Origin of the sequence: Paraburkholderia sediminicola, assembly GCF_046026675.1 — a bacterium.
Classification (GTDB): Bacteria; Pseudomonadota; Gammaproteobacteria; order Burkholderiales; family Burkholderiaceae; genus Paraburkholderia; species Paraburkholderia sediminicola_F.
Genome location: NZ_JAQQEY010000001.1, coordinates 772573 through 788031, shown reverse-complemented (window position 1 = coordinate 788031; position 15459 = coordinate 772573). Strand labels below are relative to the sequence as shown.

11 protein-coding genes are annotated in these 15459 nt (G+C 58.8%); 7 read left to right on the top strand and 4 right to left on the bottom strand.

The genetic code is table 11. The features are described from left to right. Positions 1-14 precede the first annotated feature (14 nt). The 3 genes from PQQ86_RS03405 to PQQ86_RS03400 all read left to right on the top strand — a co-directional run bounded on the left by PQQ86_RS03405 (position 15) and on the right by PQQ86_RS03400 (position 3649). Positions 15-884, top strand: coding sequence for a class I SAM-dependent methyltransferase (locus PQQ86_RS03405; protein ID WP_408264951.1), 870 nt, complete (start codon positions 15-17; stop codon positions 882-884). Positions 885-986: 102 nt separating this feature from the next. Beyond that, positions 987-1046, top strand: coding sequence for an APAP(6x)LPVTG-CTERM sorting domain-containing protein (locus PQQ86_RS39770; protein WP_507028554.1), 60 nt, complete (start codon positions 987-989; stop codon positions 1044-1046). A 1238-nt stretch (positions 1047-2284) separates the two neighbouring features. After that, entirely contained in the window at positions 2285-3649 is a 1365-nt protein-coding gene (locus PQQ86_RS03400) for a glycosyl hydrolase family 28-related protein (RefSeq protein WP_408264950.1), read from the top strand. Between the two features lie 53 nt (positions 3650-3702). Here PQQ86_RS03400 and PQQ86_RS03395 read toward each other — a convergent pair whose 3' ends face one another. Next, positions 3703-5253, bottom strand: a complete 1551-nt coding sequence (locus PQQ86_RS03395; protein ID WP_408264949.1) for a methyl-accepting chemotaxis protein — start codon at positions 5251-5253, stop codon at positions 3703-3705. 269 nt (positions 5254-5522) lie between these two features. Between PQQ86_RS03395 and PQQ86_RS03390 the strand changes: the two genes are divergently transcribed. Together PQQ86_RS03390 and PQQ86_RS03385 are read left to right on the top strand one after the other, a co-directional pair. After that, a complete protein-coding gene (locus PQQ86_RS03390) occupies positions 5523-6623 on the top strand; it encodes an MraY family glycosyltransferase (RefSeq protein WP_408264948.1) in 1101 nt (366 codons plus the stop codon). Positions 6624-6698: 75 nt separating this feature from the next. Next, positions 6699-7700 (top strand): glycosyltransferase family 9 protein, encoded by a 1002-nt coding sequence (locus PQQ86_RS03385; RefSeq protein ID WP_408264947.1) that lies wholly within the window; start codon positions 6699-6701, stop codon positions 7698-7700. Positions 7701-7802: 102 nt separating this feature from the next. On the opposite strand, the gene PQQ86_RS03380 is transcribed toward PQQ86_RS03385, so the two are convergent. The 3 genes from PQQ86_RS03380 to PQQ86_RS03370 are packed head-to-tail and all read right to left on the bottom strand — an operon-like array spanning position 7803 to position 11693. Next, on the bottom strand, positions 7803-9689 hold the full coding sequence (locus PQQ86_RS03380; RefSeq protein WP_408264946.1) for a polysaccharide biosynthesis protein: 1887 nt from the start codon (positions 9687-9689) through the stop codon (positions 7803-7805). 11 nt (positions 9690-9700) lie between these two features. Then, on the bottom strand, positions 9701-10723 hold the full coding sequence (locus PQQ86_RS03375; protein ID WP_408264945.1) for an MraY family glycosyltransferase: 1023 nt from the start codon (positions 10721-10723) through the stop codon (positions 9701-9703). 10 nt (positions 10724-10733) lie between these two features. Further along, on the bottom strand, positions 10734-11693 hold the full coding sequence (locus PQQ86_RS03370) for a UDP-glucose 4-epimerase family protein (RefSeq protein ID WP_408264944.1): 960 nt from the start codon (positions 11691-11693) through the stop codon (positions 10734-10736). 607 nt (positions 11694-12300) lie between these two features. On the opposite strand from PQQ86_RS03370, the gene PQQ86_RS03365 reads away from it, so the two are divergent. Together PQQ86_RS03365 and PQQ86_RS03360 are read left to right on the top strand one after the other, a co-directional pair. Further along, positions 12301-13278 (top strand): glycosyltransferase family 4 protein, encoded by a 978-nt coding sequence (locus PQQ86_RS03365; RefSeq protein ID WP_408264943.1) that lies wholly within the window; start codon positions 12301-12303, stop codon positions 13276-13278. 4 nt (positions 13279-13282) lie between these two features. After that, on the top strand, positions 13283-15457 hold the full coding sequence (locus PQQ86_RS03360) for a glycosyltransferase family 2 protein (protein WP_408264942.1): 2175 nt from the start codon (positions 13283-13285) through the stop codon (positions 15455-15457). Positions 15458-15459: the final 2 nt, after the last annotated feature.

Below are 15459 nucleotides of genomic sequence, written 5' to 3'. Positions count from 1 at the left end.
ATGCCGAGGGACACGTGCGTAACCTGAAGACCACCATCAAAAGTTTCGCTAGCGCCGTCGGACGACTTTCCGTCGTTTCGGCCATCGTCGACCGACCGTCCGTTCACGGGCTGATCGAGAAGATCCCAGGGTCGCATATTCTCTACGGGAATGGCTGGGACAGGCTCCATCCATTCGATCGCCGCTACGGCACCGATACCAGCGGATACGTCCCTGCCGAGGAACTGCTCGCGAACGAGTCCTTCCGCGACCACGCATTTCCATATGCCGGGTCGCAACCGAGCGTACTGCGCCTCGCGCTAGCAGCGCTGCCTCCCGTCGACTCCTGCACTTTCCTGGACCTCGGTTGTGGCAAGGGTCGTGCGCTGCTCGTTGCGTCGGAGTTCCCCTTCCGGGATATCTGCGGCGTCGAGCTATCGCCACCTCTGGCCGAGATCGCCCGCCGCAACGCCGCCATCATTGCCCAACGCTATCCGCAACGGACTGCCGTGCGGCTCGCGGTAGGCGATGCCAGCACCTTCCCTCTGCCCGCCGGCGACCTCGTACTCTTTTTATACAACCCATTTGGAGCCGAACTCATCGCCAAGGTCGTTGCCGGCGTGGAGGCGGCACTGGCTGCCGAGCACCGCAGCGTCTATATCGCCTACTACAACCCGGTGTTCGGTCACTGCTTCGACGCCTCACCGCTACTGCGCCGCCGCTTTGCCCGCGTGCTTCCATACGCCGCCGAGGAACTCGGCTATGGACCGGACAAGGACGACGCACTGGTGATCTGGCAAGGCGGGGCTGCCCCGTCCCCGATCGCACCCGCAGACGCAAGGATCGTGGTGACGTCAAGCGGTACGCGCGCATTGCTTGCCGCCTCTCAGCCGGCCGCGAGTTAGCTATTTCGTACGGCATCCTATCCATATTGCTCTTTCACGACCGACAGAAATTCAGCTCGCGCCCATGAATCTACACTCGAGATGAATGTGTAGATCCTTGCGATGCCATCCCCCACACCGCAAACCGGGTCGCTACCAGTACGAACGATCGTTCCTGGCTGATCGGGTCGGCTAAGCCTGCGAGAACAGATGCTTCAGGTTGATCTACTCTCGCAGCGGTTGCCAGAAGAAGCCTCCCTCCCTCACAAGCGTCTTCGGACCCACTTGCGCTTCGTTAAAAACATTCATCGAAAAGCATGACAAGTCGTTGTTTAGGCGGGGTTAACCATGGCATCGAACACGGCAACAATGAGGGTAAGCGCCCGTTGAAAACGTCGGAAGAAATTGTACAAATTCCATTGATAAGACAATTTAAAACAGTCGTTTCTACGCATTTGCGCGTTTCGCTAGATATCTTCTGTCACTAATTGACCTAGGCGAGGCGATTATTTCATATATCAGTCGAGAGAAGGACAAATTGTCTTCTGACGATTAGATGCAAGAAGCTATCGCTTTTTTCCGGCAATTCTGGCTTGTTTCAAGATTGAAACGTTTCTTTGCGAATATAATTCGTGCCTGTGGAATCTTATGTAGAAAGATCTACCGCCCACTTCGATGCCGTTCCATTGAAGCGCGCGGGGCGAGTGCCCTTGTCTCCTGTTCGCACGATCGGTCGCGTGGCGCTACTTGTAGCGTGCGCGCTCGCGACGTGTCGCTGCAGCAAACAGGTGAACGAGTTGTGCCGGCGAACCCGGAATGAGCAACTCGGCGGCAGTACCGCTGCGTAACCGGCAGCGGTTGGCAGCATTCGCAGTGAGCAGAATTGCTCGCCAAAAGATCGTAGTCCTTAGTGCCTGTAACTGAACCGGCAGGCACGCCATCCCTGTACTTCCCGTACTTTTTTGGCAACGACAAAGGATCAGTATGCTTTCAATATATTTAATTCGTAGTACGAATAAGTCAATAGAGTTCTCCGGAAGATCATTTCCGCGTGAGAAGCCCTCGAAGATACGCGCCGAGAATTGCGGTCGCTGACTCAGGTAGCGGGCGGACATCGTTCATCGCTCGCTTCGCCGAAGCGCGCACTGCACCGCGCGTGCAGATTTCGACTGGCGCCACCGTCGCACAGATGCCGGATAAGCAGGCGTAGATCCACGGCTGCGCCGTGTTATCGGTTCAGGCAAAAATGTGCTTCGGGCTCAAACTCGGCGGTTCGCTGACGTTCAAGAACACGCTTGCCGCGATGTAGCGCGGAGTTTAAGTCATCGATTCGGCGTGAATGTTCAATTCACGAATAGCAATAACAGTTTGGACACCTATCCATTCACTGGCGAAAGCTATGGAGTCTGGCGTCATGCCTGTTGCTGACGGCATCGCCTGAGGAATTTCGTCACAAGCAAACGTTTCATCCGCCTAATCCATACGTCGCCTCCGGACGACCTTGTTTAATTTTTTTGAGATTTTTTATGACAGTTAGTTTACCGGCCAAGACCTTGTCCGCCCTTCTCGTTTCGTGCTCCATTCTTGCTGCATGCGGCGGCGGCGGCTCTGATGGTTCCGATCCCACCGCGACGGCGAACAGATTGCGCCGGCCGGGATCGTCGACGCCCGCATCTTCGCCGTCGGCTGCATCATCGGCAACGCCGACCTCCGGTGTAATCTCGATCACGCAAGCGCCGTACAACGCGGACCCCACCGGCAAAACGGATAGCACGAACGCTATCCAGAATGCGTTGACTGCCGCAGCGGCGAATGGCAGTAGCGTGAGCATTCCGGCAGGGACGTTTGTCTATTCGAACATGCTCAATGTGAATGGCATTGCAGTCACGGGCGCCGGCAAAGCTTCGATCCTGAAGGCAACCAACGTCGCCAACGAGGCTATTCATCTGACTGGCACTGGCGCATCGCTATCCAATTTTGCGATGACGAGCCCGGCCACGACTCGTTCGAATGGCGCGTGGGAGACAGCCATGGTATGGATCGACGGTGCCAAGAATTTCAATGTTCAGGGCCTCACGATTACTGGCTCTGCCAGCGCCGGCATTTTTAACAACGGTGGCCAAGGCGGCACGATCCAGAACAATACGGTGCAGAACACCCTGGCCGATAGCATTACGAATACGAACGGCGCGAACGGCACCGTCATCAGCGGAAATCTGGTCACCGGCTCGGGCGATGATGGCATCTCGATCGTCAGCTATTCGAACGCACCTATCGTCCAGAACATCACCGTCAAGAACAACACGGTCAAGGGTCAGGTCTGGGGCCGCGGGCTGTCAGTGGTGGGCGGCAACAATGTCACCTACACCAGCAACGTCGTGGACAACACCGATTCATATGCCGACTTGTACATATCGGCGGAATCTGAATACAACACTTTTGGCGTATCCAACGTAACCGTCACCGGCAATACGTTTCTCCATGGCGGCGCGTCTCAAGGCACTGTAACGGTCTACAACTCACAAGGCTCTACCTACAGCATCAGCGGCGTGAACATGAGCGGCAACCAGATTGTCAATCCGGGCTTTGTTGGCTTCCAGTTCGTAGGCAACGGCACCGAGACAGGCACAGTCCAGAACAGCACCTTGTATTCGGCGCTCGGGTCACCGGCCTTGCAGAATAATGGCAATTCAAAATCGAATTTCCCTGTCACCGGCACGACCATGGCGGCGGTGTCCGCTTATAGCACCCCGATCGCAGCGGGTGGTGCAGGCGCCACGAATTAAGATCGTCAGCCGATCAACCCCGCTCCGGCGGGGTTTTTTTCGTCTGTTCTCTTCTAGGCAGCCACCTGAAACACAGCCACTGCATCGCGCAACGCGACAGCGTGCTCTTCCAGCGATTTCGCAGCCGCAGCGGCCTCTTCGACCAGTGCGGCATTGTGTTGCGTCACCTCGTCGATCTGTGTGATGGCCTTGTTGACCTGTTCGATACCGTCGCTCTGCTCATGCGCGGACGCTTCAATCTCGTTCATTACGCCCGTGACCCGTTGAACCGCGTCCATGGCTTCGTGAATCGTCTTCTGTGCGTCGGACACGAGCGATGCCCCCTGCTCCACCTTGGTGGCCGATTCGCCGATCAATTCCTTGATCTCCTTCGCAGCCGAGCCGGAGCGTTGCGCGAGGCTACGCACTTCCGAGGCCACCACCGCGAAGCCGCGCCCCTGCTCGCCCGCACGGGCTGCCTCGACGGCCGCGTTCAAGGCGAGGATGTTAGTCTGAAACGCTATCCCCTCGATCATGCCGATGATCTCAGCCACCTTCCTCGACGACTCGGAGATCCCATCCATTGTCTCCGTGACACGCGACACCACGGCGCCACCGCGCGTTACTGTTTCTAACGCGCCCTGCGCCAACCGGTTCGCCTGCTTCGCGTTGTCCGCGTTCTGCTTCACCGTTGCCGACAACTGCTCCATGCTCGCCGCCGTCTGTTGGAGTGCCGCCGCCTGCTGCTCGGTGCGTGACGACAGGTCGGCGTTGCCGGAGGCGATCTCGTTCGCGCCTTGCGTGATCGCCGTCGTGCTGCCGCGCACCTTTGCCACCGTTTCGACGAGGCCATCGCGCATCTTCGTCAGCGCGCTCAATAGCTGGCCCATCTCGTTGCGCGACCTGCTTTTGATGGCGATCGTCAGATCGCCCGCGGCAATGCGCTCGAAGTGTTTAATGGTCATATTGACGGGCTTGATCACCGCCGCCGACAAACCGACCCTCGCCATCACACCAATCACGATAGAAATCGCGCCGATCCCCGCGAACAGCAGCGTCGCAAGCTGGAACCGCTGGGCTCCCGTCTCGGCCTGCTTGCGCTGGCTGTCCGTCTGCAGGCGCTGCAGCGCGTCGATGGCCTTCGAATAGGTCGCGTAGAAGGCGTTCGCCGTTTCGCCCTGGATGTTGCGGAAGGTATTGAAGTCGAAGTCGTTGAGCGCCTTGAACTCCGGTTCGATCGCCTTATCGACGAGCGCGCTGCGCGCCTGCTCGACGTTCTGCGCGAGCTTTTTCTCGTCTTCGCTTGCGAACGGGCCGGCCATGTAGTTGCCGAAGTCCTTGTTCGACTCGACCAGCACCTTATGCGCGGCCGGCAACAGGTCGTCGGTCTGCTTGCCGACGCTGAAGAGCGTCTGATAGGAGCCGAGCGCGAGCTGCACTTGCAGCAGCTTCTCCGAGCTCGCCTTCAGATGCGACAGCGCCGCGGCGCTGTGCTGGGTTTCGTCGAGGCTGCTATTCGCGAGCTTGAGCGCGCCGTAGCCGACGCCGATCACGGTCAGCAGGAAAACGACGAATACGCTGATCACTAGCGTCAGGCCGCCACGAATGGTGATGTTGTTAAGCATTGGGTCTCCGGAACGTCTCATTGATCGGCGGCGAACCCCGTGATGCGTCGGCGATCGTCTTTTTCGCCGGCAACCAACACTTCACCGCATCTAGGTTAACGGCCCTCGCGAGACCTCCCTGCATAGGTGGAATCCATGACAGGCATAGCTTTGCGGGTAGCCAAAGCTTCACTATCTGGGATTTTTCGCCCACGTGGCGCGAACGCTGCTTTTCTGGGCGCCATGCGTTTCGTTTGTATAATTCGGCGTCTTCGCTCAGGCCCACTTTCATGCTTAGTTTTGCGCTCGGCTTCCTCGTTTCACTGCTGATCACGCTGTTGATCGTGCGCTATGCGCATTTGCATGAAAAATTCTCGACCGATACCGATCTGGCCGGCGTGCAGAAATTCCATGTGCGCCCGGTGCCGCGCATCGGCGGGGCCGGGATTCTGGTCGGGCTGATCGTGTCCGCCGTGCAGTTGCATCATGCGTATCCGGCTGTGTCGGGCGGCATCCTGGGGCTGATCGCATGCGGCATGCCGGCATTCGGCTCGGGATTGGTCGAGGATCTGACCAAGCGCGTCTCACCGCTCGCGCGGCTCGTCTGTACGATGGCTGCCGCCGCGCTCGCCTACTTCCTGCTGAATATCGCCGTGACGCGCATCAGCGTGCCGCCGCTCGACTTTCTGCTCTCGTATGCAGTGATCTCCTGCGCGGTCACCGTGCTGGCCGTCGCGGCGCTTGCCAACGCGATCAATATCATCGACGGCTTCAACGGCCTCGCTTCGATGGTCGCGTTCATGATGTTCGCTTCGCTCGCTTATGTTGCGTTCCAGGTGTCGGATCCGATCGTGCTGTCGGCGTCGTTCATGATGATGGGCGCGGTGCTCGGCTTCTTCATCTGGAATTTCCCTGCGGGGCTGATTTTCCTCGGCGACGGCGGTGCGTATTTCATCGGCTTCATGCTCGCCGAGCTGTCGATCATGCTGGTGATGCGCAATCGCGATGTGTCGGCGTGGTATCCGGTGCTGCTTTTCATGTACCCAATCTTCGAGACCTGCTTCTCGATCTACCGCAAGAAGTTCATTCGCGGGATGTCGCCTGGGATTCCCGACGGCGTGCATCTGCACATGCTGGTTTATAAGCGGTTGATGCGCTGGGCGGTGGGTGCGCGTACCGCTCGTGAGCTGACGCGGCGGAACTCGCTGACATCGCCGTATCTGTGGCTGCTATGCCTGATCGCAGTCGTACCGGCGACGTTGTTCTGGCGGCATACGCTGCATCTGTTCGGCTTTGTGGTGGTGTTTGCGGCGACTTATGTGTGGCTCTATATGAGCATCGTGCGGTTCAAGTCGCCGAGGTGGATGGTGGTAAGGAAGAGGAAGCGATAGTCAAGGCACATTCTCGCCTGAACGCAGCCGGCACGAATATCATCAGTTGCATCCATGAATCGCCAAGGGTCCGCAATGAACTGGACTTTTGGCGTTATCCCGATCGACATGATATCTATTTCGTCCGTCAAGCGAATCGCCTTGATGCTTCTCTCCGGTCAGCAGCTTTTGATAGCTCATGCCGCGCCACAAAAAGTCAAAAAATTACTGTGGTATTACGACTGGGCCACTATCGGTGACTCCATTATGGATCTGTCACAAAGGCTTCTGATCGACCCGTGCATATCCATCGATCTATGCATGCCACACGGTCCGGTGGAGCTTTTTGTCAGGGATGCCCGGTTCCGACGTGTGTCCCGTTCGCTGGACGACTGCGACGCGCGGTATGACATGGTGATAGTCCAAAGCCTCACTACGAAAACCATCTTAAAGAAGATTCAATACCATCCGTTCACTCCATGGTTTTCGATTATGGGGCACCGCAGGGACGAGAATTTTTCGAGGATTCAGCTTTCGTACGAACAGATTACGCGCGTGTTCAAATCGACGCTCGAATCTGGCCCAATCGCACCCACGTTGTGCATCTCTGACCAGGGTGTGGGAAGCGCAGAGATATTTACGATTGCGGTCGCGGTGGGGGGTGGCGACAAGCGACGCACGTACGAAAACTGGGCGATGCTTATCAAGCAGATTTCGTTGAGCTGGCCTAAGCAGGTCCCGAGCCCACGGTTCATTCTGCTCGGCACGGGCGAAATGGCGCTCGATACTGTGAGAGCGGTCCATGACGACATTGCTTGCGGTCATGTCGAGTCGCACGTAGACCTGCCGAATATCGCCGCGGCAGCCGAGTTGATAAAGCAGAGTTCCTTTTTTATTGGCGCGGATGGGGGGCTTATGCATATCGCTGCAGCACTCGGAAAGCCCGGTGTCGCGATATTCTGCCAAATCAAGCCCGAGTGGCGACTCCATTCCCAATCGACGATACGGACCGTTTCCGCTGAGCAGGATATCGACAGCGTTCCGATCGAGAGAATCGCCAGCGAGGTAACTAATTATTGTCGCGAGTTGCTGCGGTGAACTGACCCGTCAAGGTTGGACACTGATCCAACCTTTGAGGTGCAGTTCACGAGGCGCCTTTTTCACGCATGTGACAACAGCTGGACTCACCTGTGCAAGCTTCTACGAAGCCCGCGTGACTTGCGTGACGCTACCGACACTACGCAAAGCCGGTGCGGTAGCCGGCTGATACTCCGGCACCCAGCGACGCAGATCGCGGCGTACTTCGTCGTCGCTCGGCACGCGATGCTGCATTAGCCAGGGCAGAAGATTGTCGATGAAGCTGTCCGGCACTTCACGCGCCCGCGCGATGCGCAACTTCGGATGCGGGGTACGGGTGGTGGTTTCGTCGTCCGCCAGCAATTCTTCGTACAGCTTTTCACCGGGGCGCAGACCGGTGAACACCACACGAATCTGCTCCTCGGTAAAGCCGTAAAGACGGATCAGATCATGCGCGAGGTCGGCGATCCGCACCGGCTTACCCATGTCGAGAATGAAGATTTCACCGCCGTGCCCCATGCTGGAAGCCTGCAGCACAAGTTGCGACGCTTCCGGAATCGTCATGAAAAAACGCGTGATTTCCGGGTGCGTGACCGTCACCGGGCCGCCGCGCGCAATCTGTTCCTGAAACTTCGGAATCACACTGCCGGCACTGCCGAGCACATTGCCGAATCGAACGGTTTCAAACTGTGTGCGTTTTGCGCCCTGCTGCAACGCTGAACAAGCCATCTCCGCGAGACGCTTGCTCGCGCCCATGACGTTGGTCGGATTGACGGCCTTGTCGGTGGAAATCAAAACGAAATGGGCGACGTCGTGGCGAATCGCTGCGCGCCCCACGCGATACGTGCCGAGCACATTGTTGCGCACCGCCTGCCAGGTGTTCACCTCTTCCATCAGCGGCACATGCTTGTAGGCCGCGGCGTGAAAGACGATATGCGGGCAGTAACGCCCCATCACCTGATCGAGAAGCAACGAATCCTTCGCGTCGCCGATGATCGGCACTACCGATACTTCGGGATATTTATCGCGCAGCTCTTCGTTGAGGCGGTAGATCGAGAACTCGGAGACGTCGAACGCCACCAGTTGGACCGGTCCGAAGCGCAGGATTTGCCGGCACAGTTCAGAACCGATCGAGCCGCCCGCGCCGGTCACCATCACGACGCGGTTTTTAAGCAGCGCTTCGACGTGCTGCGTGTCGATCGTGACCGGATCGCGGCCAAGCAGGTCTTCGAGATCGATCTGCCGCACGCGCGACAGGAAAGCCTGGCCCTGGGTAAGCGGCGTGAGCGCCGGCAGCGTCATCGCGCGGACGCCCGCGCGCACGCACAGCGTGGCAATACGGCGATGCGCTTCTACCGAAGCAGAAGGCACCGCAATGATGACGTGCTCGACCTTCATTTCAGCCGTGATCTTGTGCAGATCGCTGATAGCGCCAAGCACACGGTAGCCGTAGATTTCGCGGCCCTGTTTGACCGGGTCGTCGTCGAGCAGACCGGCGAGGCGCCATTCTCCGGAACGTTTTAGCTCCCGCACCAGATTCGCGCCGGCGTTACCCGCTCCGAGCACCAGCACGGGCTTGCCCTGCCCGACGAGGCCGCCGTAGCGATAGAACTCCTTCGCAGCACGGTATAGCGCGCGCGAGCCGCCCATCGAGAGGAAAAGCAGCATGGGCGACACGATCAGGACAGAGCGTGGCACGACTGGGGCCGGCTGCAAGAGCGCCGAGCCAATGACGACCACCACCGCACCGACGCCAATCGCCTTGGCGATTCTCACGAGGTCGGGCAGGCTGGCGAAGACCCACATGCCCCGATACAGCCCGTAGCTGCGGAACATTACGGCGTAGATCAGCAGTACCCACACCAATGCATGGAGTCCGCTCGACCAGAACGGGGCCGGCACGGGTCCGTTGAAACGGATCACGTAGGCCAGCAGCCAGGCCAGAGCCACCGCACACAAGTCGAACGCAAACGCACTGAACGAAAGCCATCGGGCTTTGAATCTTTTCATTGCGCAGAACCTCAAGATTGCCCGGAACGGGACACGTGGCGGCGCCAGTAGCGATCAATGCACAGCCCGCCCAGCACGAGCACAGCAGCCCATGCGGCGACGACAAGCCATTGATAAACCACAGCAATACCTAGTGCCCATAAAGCAAGCATTATGCCCGCGACCATGAACAAATACCAAATTCGGGCCGTTGATGCGTGCCCGAAACCGCCCTGCACCAGTCTTTGATAGTAGTGTTCGCGGTGCGCCTGCCAAAACTTTTCACCGCGGAGTAGCCGTTTAAGCAGAGTAACCGACGCATCGCCGATAAAGGGAGAAAAACTTACCGCCGGGAACCAGATTGGCCACACGCCCTCGCGCCAGCCCCAGTACCCGAGGGCGCCAGCCAGAAAGCCCAAAGGGATCGAACCCGCGTCGCCGAGAAAAATCCGGGCGGGATGAAAATTGAACAGCAGAAACCCCGCTGCCGCCCCCGCCACTACCAGGCAAGCCAGCGCCAGCGCGGGGTCCGGATGGGTGGAAATGGACGCGGCGATCGCGTAGCCGCCAAAGCCGAACAGGGCCATACCACCGGCAAGACCGTCCGAACCGTCCATGAAATTGTACAAATTGACCAGCCAGATGAGTAAGAACGCCAGCCCTGCCAGGGCCCACCAAGGTGCAACGGCCGGGTAGACGACGATCAGTGCAGCCACGGCCGCCGCGTGGCCGCCAAACCGGACTCGGGCGGGCAAACCGCGGCGGTCGTCGATTTGCGACAACGCGGCGAGCAGCGCAGCCAGCAGCGCAGGCAACCATAGGGCGGGCGCGGCGAGCCAGATCAGGATCACGACCACCGGCACGATGCCCCAGCCGCCGACGCGCGGCGTTGGGCGCGTATGCAGAGAACGGTCGTTGGGGATGTCGGTGGCGAGGCGCCAGGCAAGGCCAGTCCGGAGCAGAAGCCATAGGATCCCCGCGCATGCGCACAGCGCTAATAGGCCCCAAAGAAACTGGTGCACAAAAGGGGCGGTAAGGAGCGAAGCGATCGGCATTGAGGATGGTTTAGTGCGTTGAGCGATACCAGGCGGCTGTCTCCAGCAAGCCATGTTCGACGGTATAAGGCGGGTACCAGCCGAGGCGCTCGCGGATGTGAGAGCTGTCGAGGCGTAGCTCACCGATCAAGCGGTCGATCTGGGCAGAGCGGCCGGTCAGGCGGCCGGCAAGGCTCAGCAAACCGACGGGAACGGGTATCAGGCGCGCCGGCGCGTGCAGTTGCATTGCAAGTGCCCGGGCCAGCTCCGAGACGCTTAGATCGTGGCCGTCAGTGACGTGGAAGGTCTCACCGGCAGCGCGTGGGTCGGTTGTGCAGTGCACGAGCGCGTCGGCCAGATTGTCGACGAACAGGAGGCTGCGACGGGCTGCAATTGAGCCGAGGGGCAGCGGAACGCCGTTAGCAATGGCACGCATCAGCTGCAGGAAGTTGGCGCGCACGCCGGGGCCGTAGACCAGCGGCGGACGCACGATCACGATTTCGAGGCCTGATTCACGGCCGTAGGCGATAAGCGCGCGCTCGGCTTCAAGCTTGGAGATGCCGTAGGGGTCGGTGGGCGCGGGTTCGTCTGCTTCGGTAATGGGCCGGCCGGCGCTGCTTTCTCCTACTGCTTTGATACTGCTGACAAAGACGAAGCGACGCGCGCCCGCGCGGCGGGCGGCAGCGGCGACGCGCAGGGCGCCTGTGACGTTGGTGGCGCGATAGGCCGCGAGAGGATCGGCCGTCGTTTCATGCTTCATGTGCACGCGTGCCGCGAGGTGGATAACCGCGTCGCAGCGCGTTGCCACTGGCCAGCGTTGGTCGATGCCTTCGAAGTCGTTCGCGTCGAAGAGCCATTCGCGGACGCCTTCGACGCTGGTTTGCGGGCGGCGTACTACGCCGACGACGCTGTCGCCGCGCTGCAGCAATGCTCGGGATGCCGCACGGCCAACGAAACCGTTGGCGCCGGTAATCAGCACGCGTTGAGTCATCGGGTGGCGTCCAACTGGCGACGTGACCACGCTCCGGCATGGATTACCCCGTCTACAAACGGCGGGACAGGCTGATGAGACACGATACAATCTGGCATCGGCGATGCTTCTGTGGAAGTCTGTTTGGGAACCGTATTGTATGCGGGCAGCTTTCGCTTCAACCCGGTTCTCGTAAGCGTTAGGCGCTAAAATGCGCGAGTAGTCAACGGGCTGAAAGCACGGCAGAGGTCTCGGGTCGTGATGATAAAACGGACGGGCCACTCAGACGCCAGTTCGAACACTTCTTAACATCTCAAACATATTCGCGCATGTGGAATTCGCAGTTTCGGTCTGACGTGCTCGACGACAGCACAATCAACTTCGCCCCAGAGCGACGTGGAGGCGCGGCGACCCGCGCTCCGGTGAGTCGACACTTAGTTACCACTGTTACCACTGGGCATTGCATCACGCCGCAGCGCGTACGTCCCGCGACGTGCCGGCCGGATCGCCATCAGGCATCTTACGGATCGCCGTTCCGCGCCGCGTGACCGCGAGCGCATCATGCGCGCCTGTGCGTTGGCAGGCATTGTCGATCTGAATAAAAGTTTGAGCAGATAGAGTCCCATCCATGAAAGTGCTGTTCGCCACTTACCCAATGGCCTTCCATACCCCCGGAGGCGGAGAAATACAGCTGCTTGCGTATCGCAAGCATCTACCCGCGCACGGAGTGGACGTCACGTTGTTCGATCAATGGAACCCGCGGTTCCTCGAACATGACGTGGTCCACTTCTTCTCGTGCGTTGGCGGCTCGGTCCATTTCTGCAACTTTGTTAAGCAGTTGGGCTTGCCCCTGGTGGTCTCGTCCAGTCTGTGGGTGACGGAGGAGACCAAGCATCTCTATCCGATTGGCGAGATCCATCACCAGTTTTCGTTGGCGGACCGCGTCGTTGCGAACTCCGACATCGAGTGCGAAACGCTCGCGCGGATCTTTGACCTCCCACGAGAAAAATTCGTCACGGTTCTGAACGGCGTCGAGGAAAGCTTTTACGAGCCGGTCGCGCCCGAGCTGTTTCGCAGTGAGTTCAAGATTCACGATCGCTTCGTGCTGAACGTCGGCAACATCGAGCCGCGCAAAAACCAGTTGGCACTGGTCAAGGCGATGAAATCGTTCCCCGAACTCAAGCTCGTTCTGATCGGCCATCAGCGTGATCCGGAATATGCGAAGGCGTGCTTCGCGGAGGGTGGTGACCAGCTTATTTACGCCGGTACATTAGCCCATGATTCGCCGGCACTTCGCTCCGCGTACGCGGCATGCGAAGTGTTCGTTTTGCCGAGCACGTTGGAAACACCGGGGCTCGCCGCACTCGAGGCTCATGCAGCAGGATGCCCCGCCGCGGTGACTGAGGTGGGGTCCACACGCGAATACTTCGGCGACGAGGTGGAGTATCTGGATCCCTCAAACGTCGACAGCATTGTTGACGCGATACGCCGAGTAGCAAAACCGCGAGGTTCGCGCACGATGCACGCCGCTGAGGCTCACCGTCGACACCTGAACTGGCAAACGGTGCTCACTCAATTAGAAACGACTTACCGCTCCCTGGTGTAAGAATATGAAATTTCAGTTGCGTCCTTTAAAGAACGTTGAGAAAACGTCGAGTGCGGCTTTTCCGTGGCTAGCGATCAATAACGATCCGCAGTTCTGGATCAAAGGCTGGAAGAAGATGGTGGGTAGACATGTCCGGGTCTCCTTTCAGTTGCAGACTGACAAGCTGCCAGCGTCGCCTTGCGTCCTTTACTACGACGCAGGCCACGGCATGTCCGAAGCAACGGCCGTCTACATGACAGTCGGTTCGGATGGCACGGTCAAGCAGGATCTGCTTCTGCCCTTCACCACGAACGCGTTGCGCCTGGATCCGATCGCACAAGCCGGTCTCTTCTCCATTAGCAATTTCAACATTGAGCTTCTGGCACGTGAGGTGCCGTTCGTTCTGCATCGGCCACGCCACATGCTGGCTTCGCAACCAGGCCTTGTCACAAACACACCCGCGCCTGTGGCCGACGGCCGTCGCGACTATCCGAAGTGGATCAAGTCGCACGAGCCACAACGTTCCACATACACCGCGCTGCGCAAGCGCGTGTCGGGCTGGAAGGACAAACCGCTATTCAGCGTGCTGATGCCGACCTACAACACGCCTGAGCGCTGGCTTCGCAAGGCAATCGATTCGGTCATCAACCAGGTGTACGACAATTGGGAGCTTTGCATCGCGGACGACAACTCCTCCGACCCCAGCGTTCGAAAAACGCTTACGGAGTATGCCCGCAAAGATCCGCGCATCAAGGTGACCTACCGCACCACGAACGGCCGCATCAGTGCAGCGAGCAATAGCGCGCTCGAACTGGTCACGGGTGAGTTCGTAGGCTTGCTGGATCACGATGACGAACTTCACCCGCTCGCACTGTTTTGTGTCGCAGAAGCAATACAGGAGCATCCGGAAGCCGCGCTGATCTACTCCGACGAAGACAAGATTTCGGTGGACGGCGTACGTTCCGAACCGTATTTCAAGCCAGCGTTCAACTATGACCTGTTCCTTAGCCAGAACATGATCACGCACTTCGGCGTGTACCGTGCTTCGGCAATGCGGGAAATCGGCGGATTCCGTGACGAGTTCAACGGCTCGCAGGACTACGATCTGGCGCTGCGATTCCTTGACTACTGCGGCGAAGGTGCGATTCATCACATTCCGCGCGTGCTCTATCACTGGCGCGTACACCCGCAAAGCACTGCATCCACGCATGAAGCCAAGCCGTATGCACACATCGCGGCAATGCGTGCAATCGACGAGCACTTGCAGAGAAAAGGTGTAAAGGGCCATGTCGAACCGGCGCCCGGAGCAAGCGGTTACAACAAGGTGTGCTACGAACTCCCGGATGCACAACCATCGGTGGAAATCATCATTCCGACGCGCGATGCTGCTCGTCTGGTTGAACAATGTGTGGCGTCGATTCGCGAAAAGACCACCTACCAGAACTTTCGTATCACGATCATCGACAATGGTTCGGTTGAACCAGCGACGCACGAACTCTTTGCCCGCTTGCAGGCAGACGGCGTCGTGACAGTGAAGCGGGACGATGCCCCGTTCAACTACTCGGCACTGAATAATCGCGTAGGGCTTGCGAGTACAGCCGATTTCGTCTGTCTGATGAACAACGATATCGAAGTCATCACGCCGGAATGGCTGAGCGAAATGGTATCGCTCGCGCTGCAACCGGGCGTGGGCTGTGTCGGCGCGAAACTACTCTATCCGAACGACACACTGCAGCATGCCGGCGTCATTATCGGTGTCGGGGGTGTTGCCGGTCACTCGCATAAACATAGCGCCAAGCCTCAGCCGGGTTACTTTTCGAGAACACTGCTGCGTAGTTCGATGTGCGCGGTGACCGCTGCCTGTCTCGTGGTACGGCAATCGATTTTCAAGCAGGTCGGCGGACTCGACGAACAACTACAGGTCGCGTTCAACGACGTCGACTTCTGCTTGCGCGTTCGCAAAGAGGGATATCGCAATGTGTGGACCCCTTATGCCGAGTTGTATCACCACGAGTCTGCGACTCGCGGATATGAAGACAATCCGGAGAAGATCGCCCGATTCAATCGGGAAGTCGCGTACGTGCAGAAGCGCTGGGGTGATTTCTTGCTGAATGACCCATGCTATTCGCCGAACCTGACGTTGGAACACGAGGACTTCTCCTTTGCGTGGCCCTCCCGAGTTGCCGACCTGATTCAGTAAAG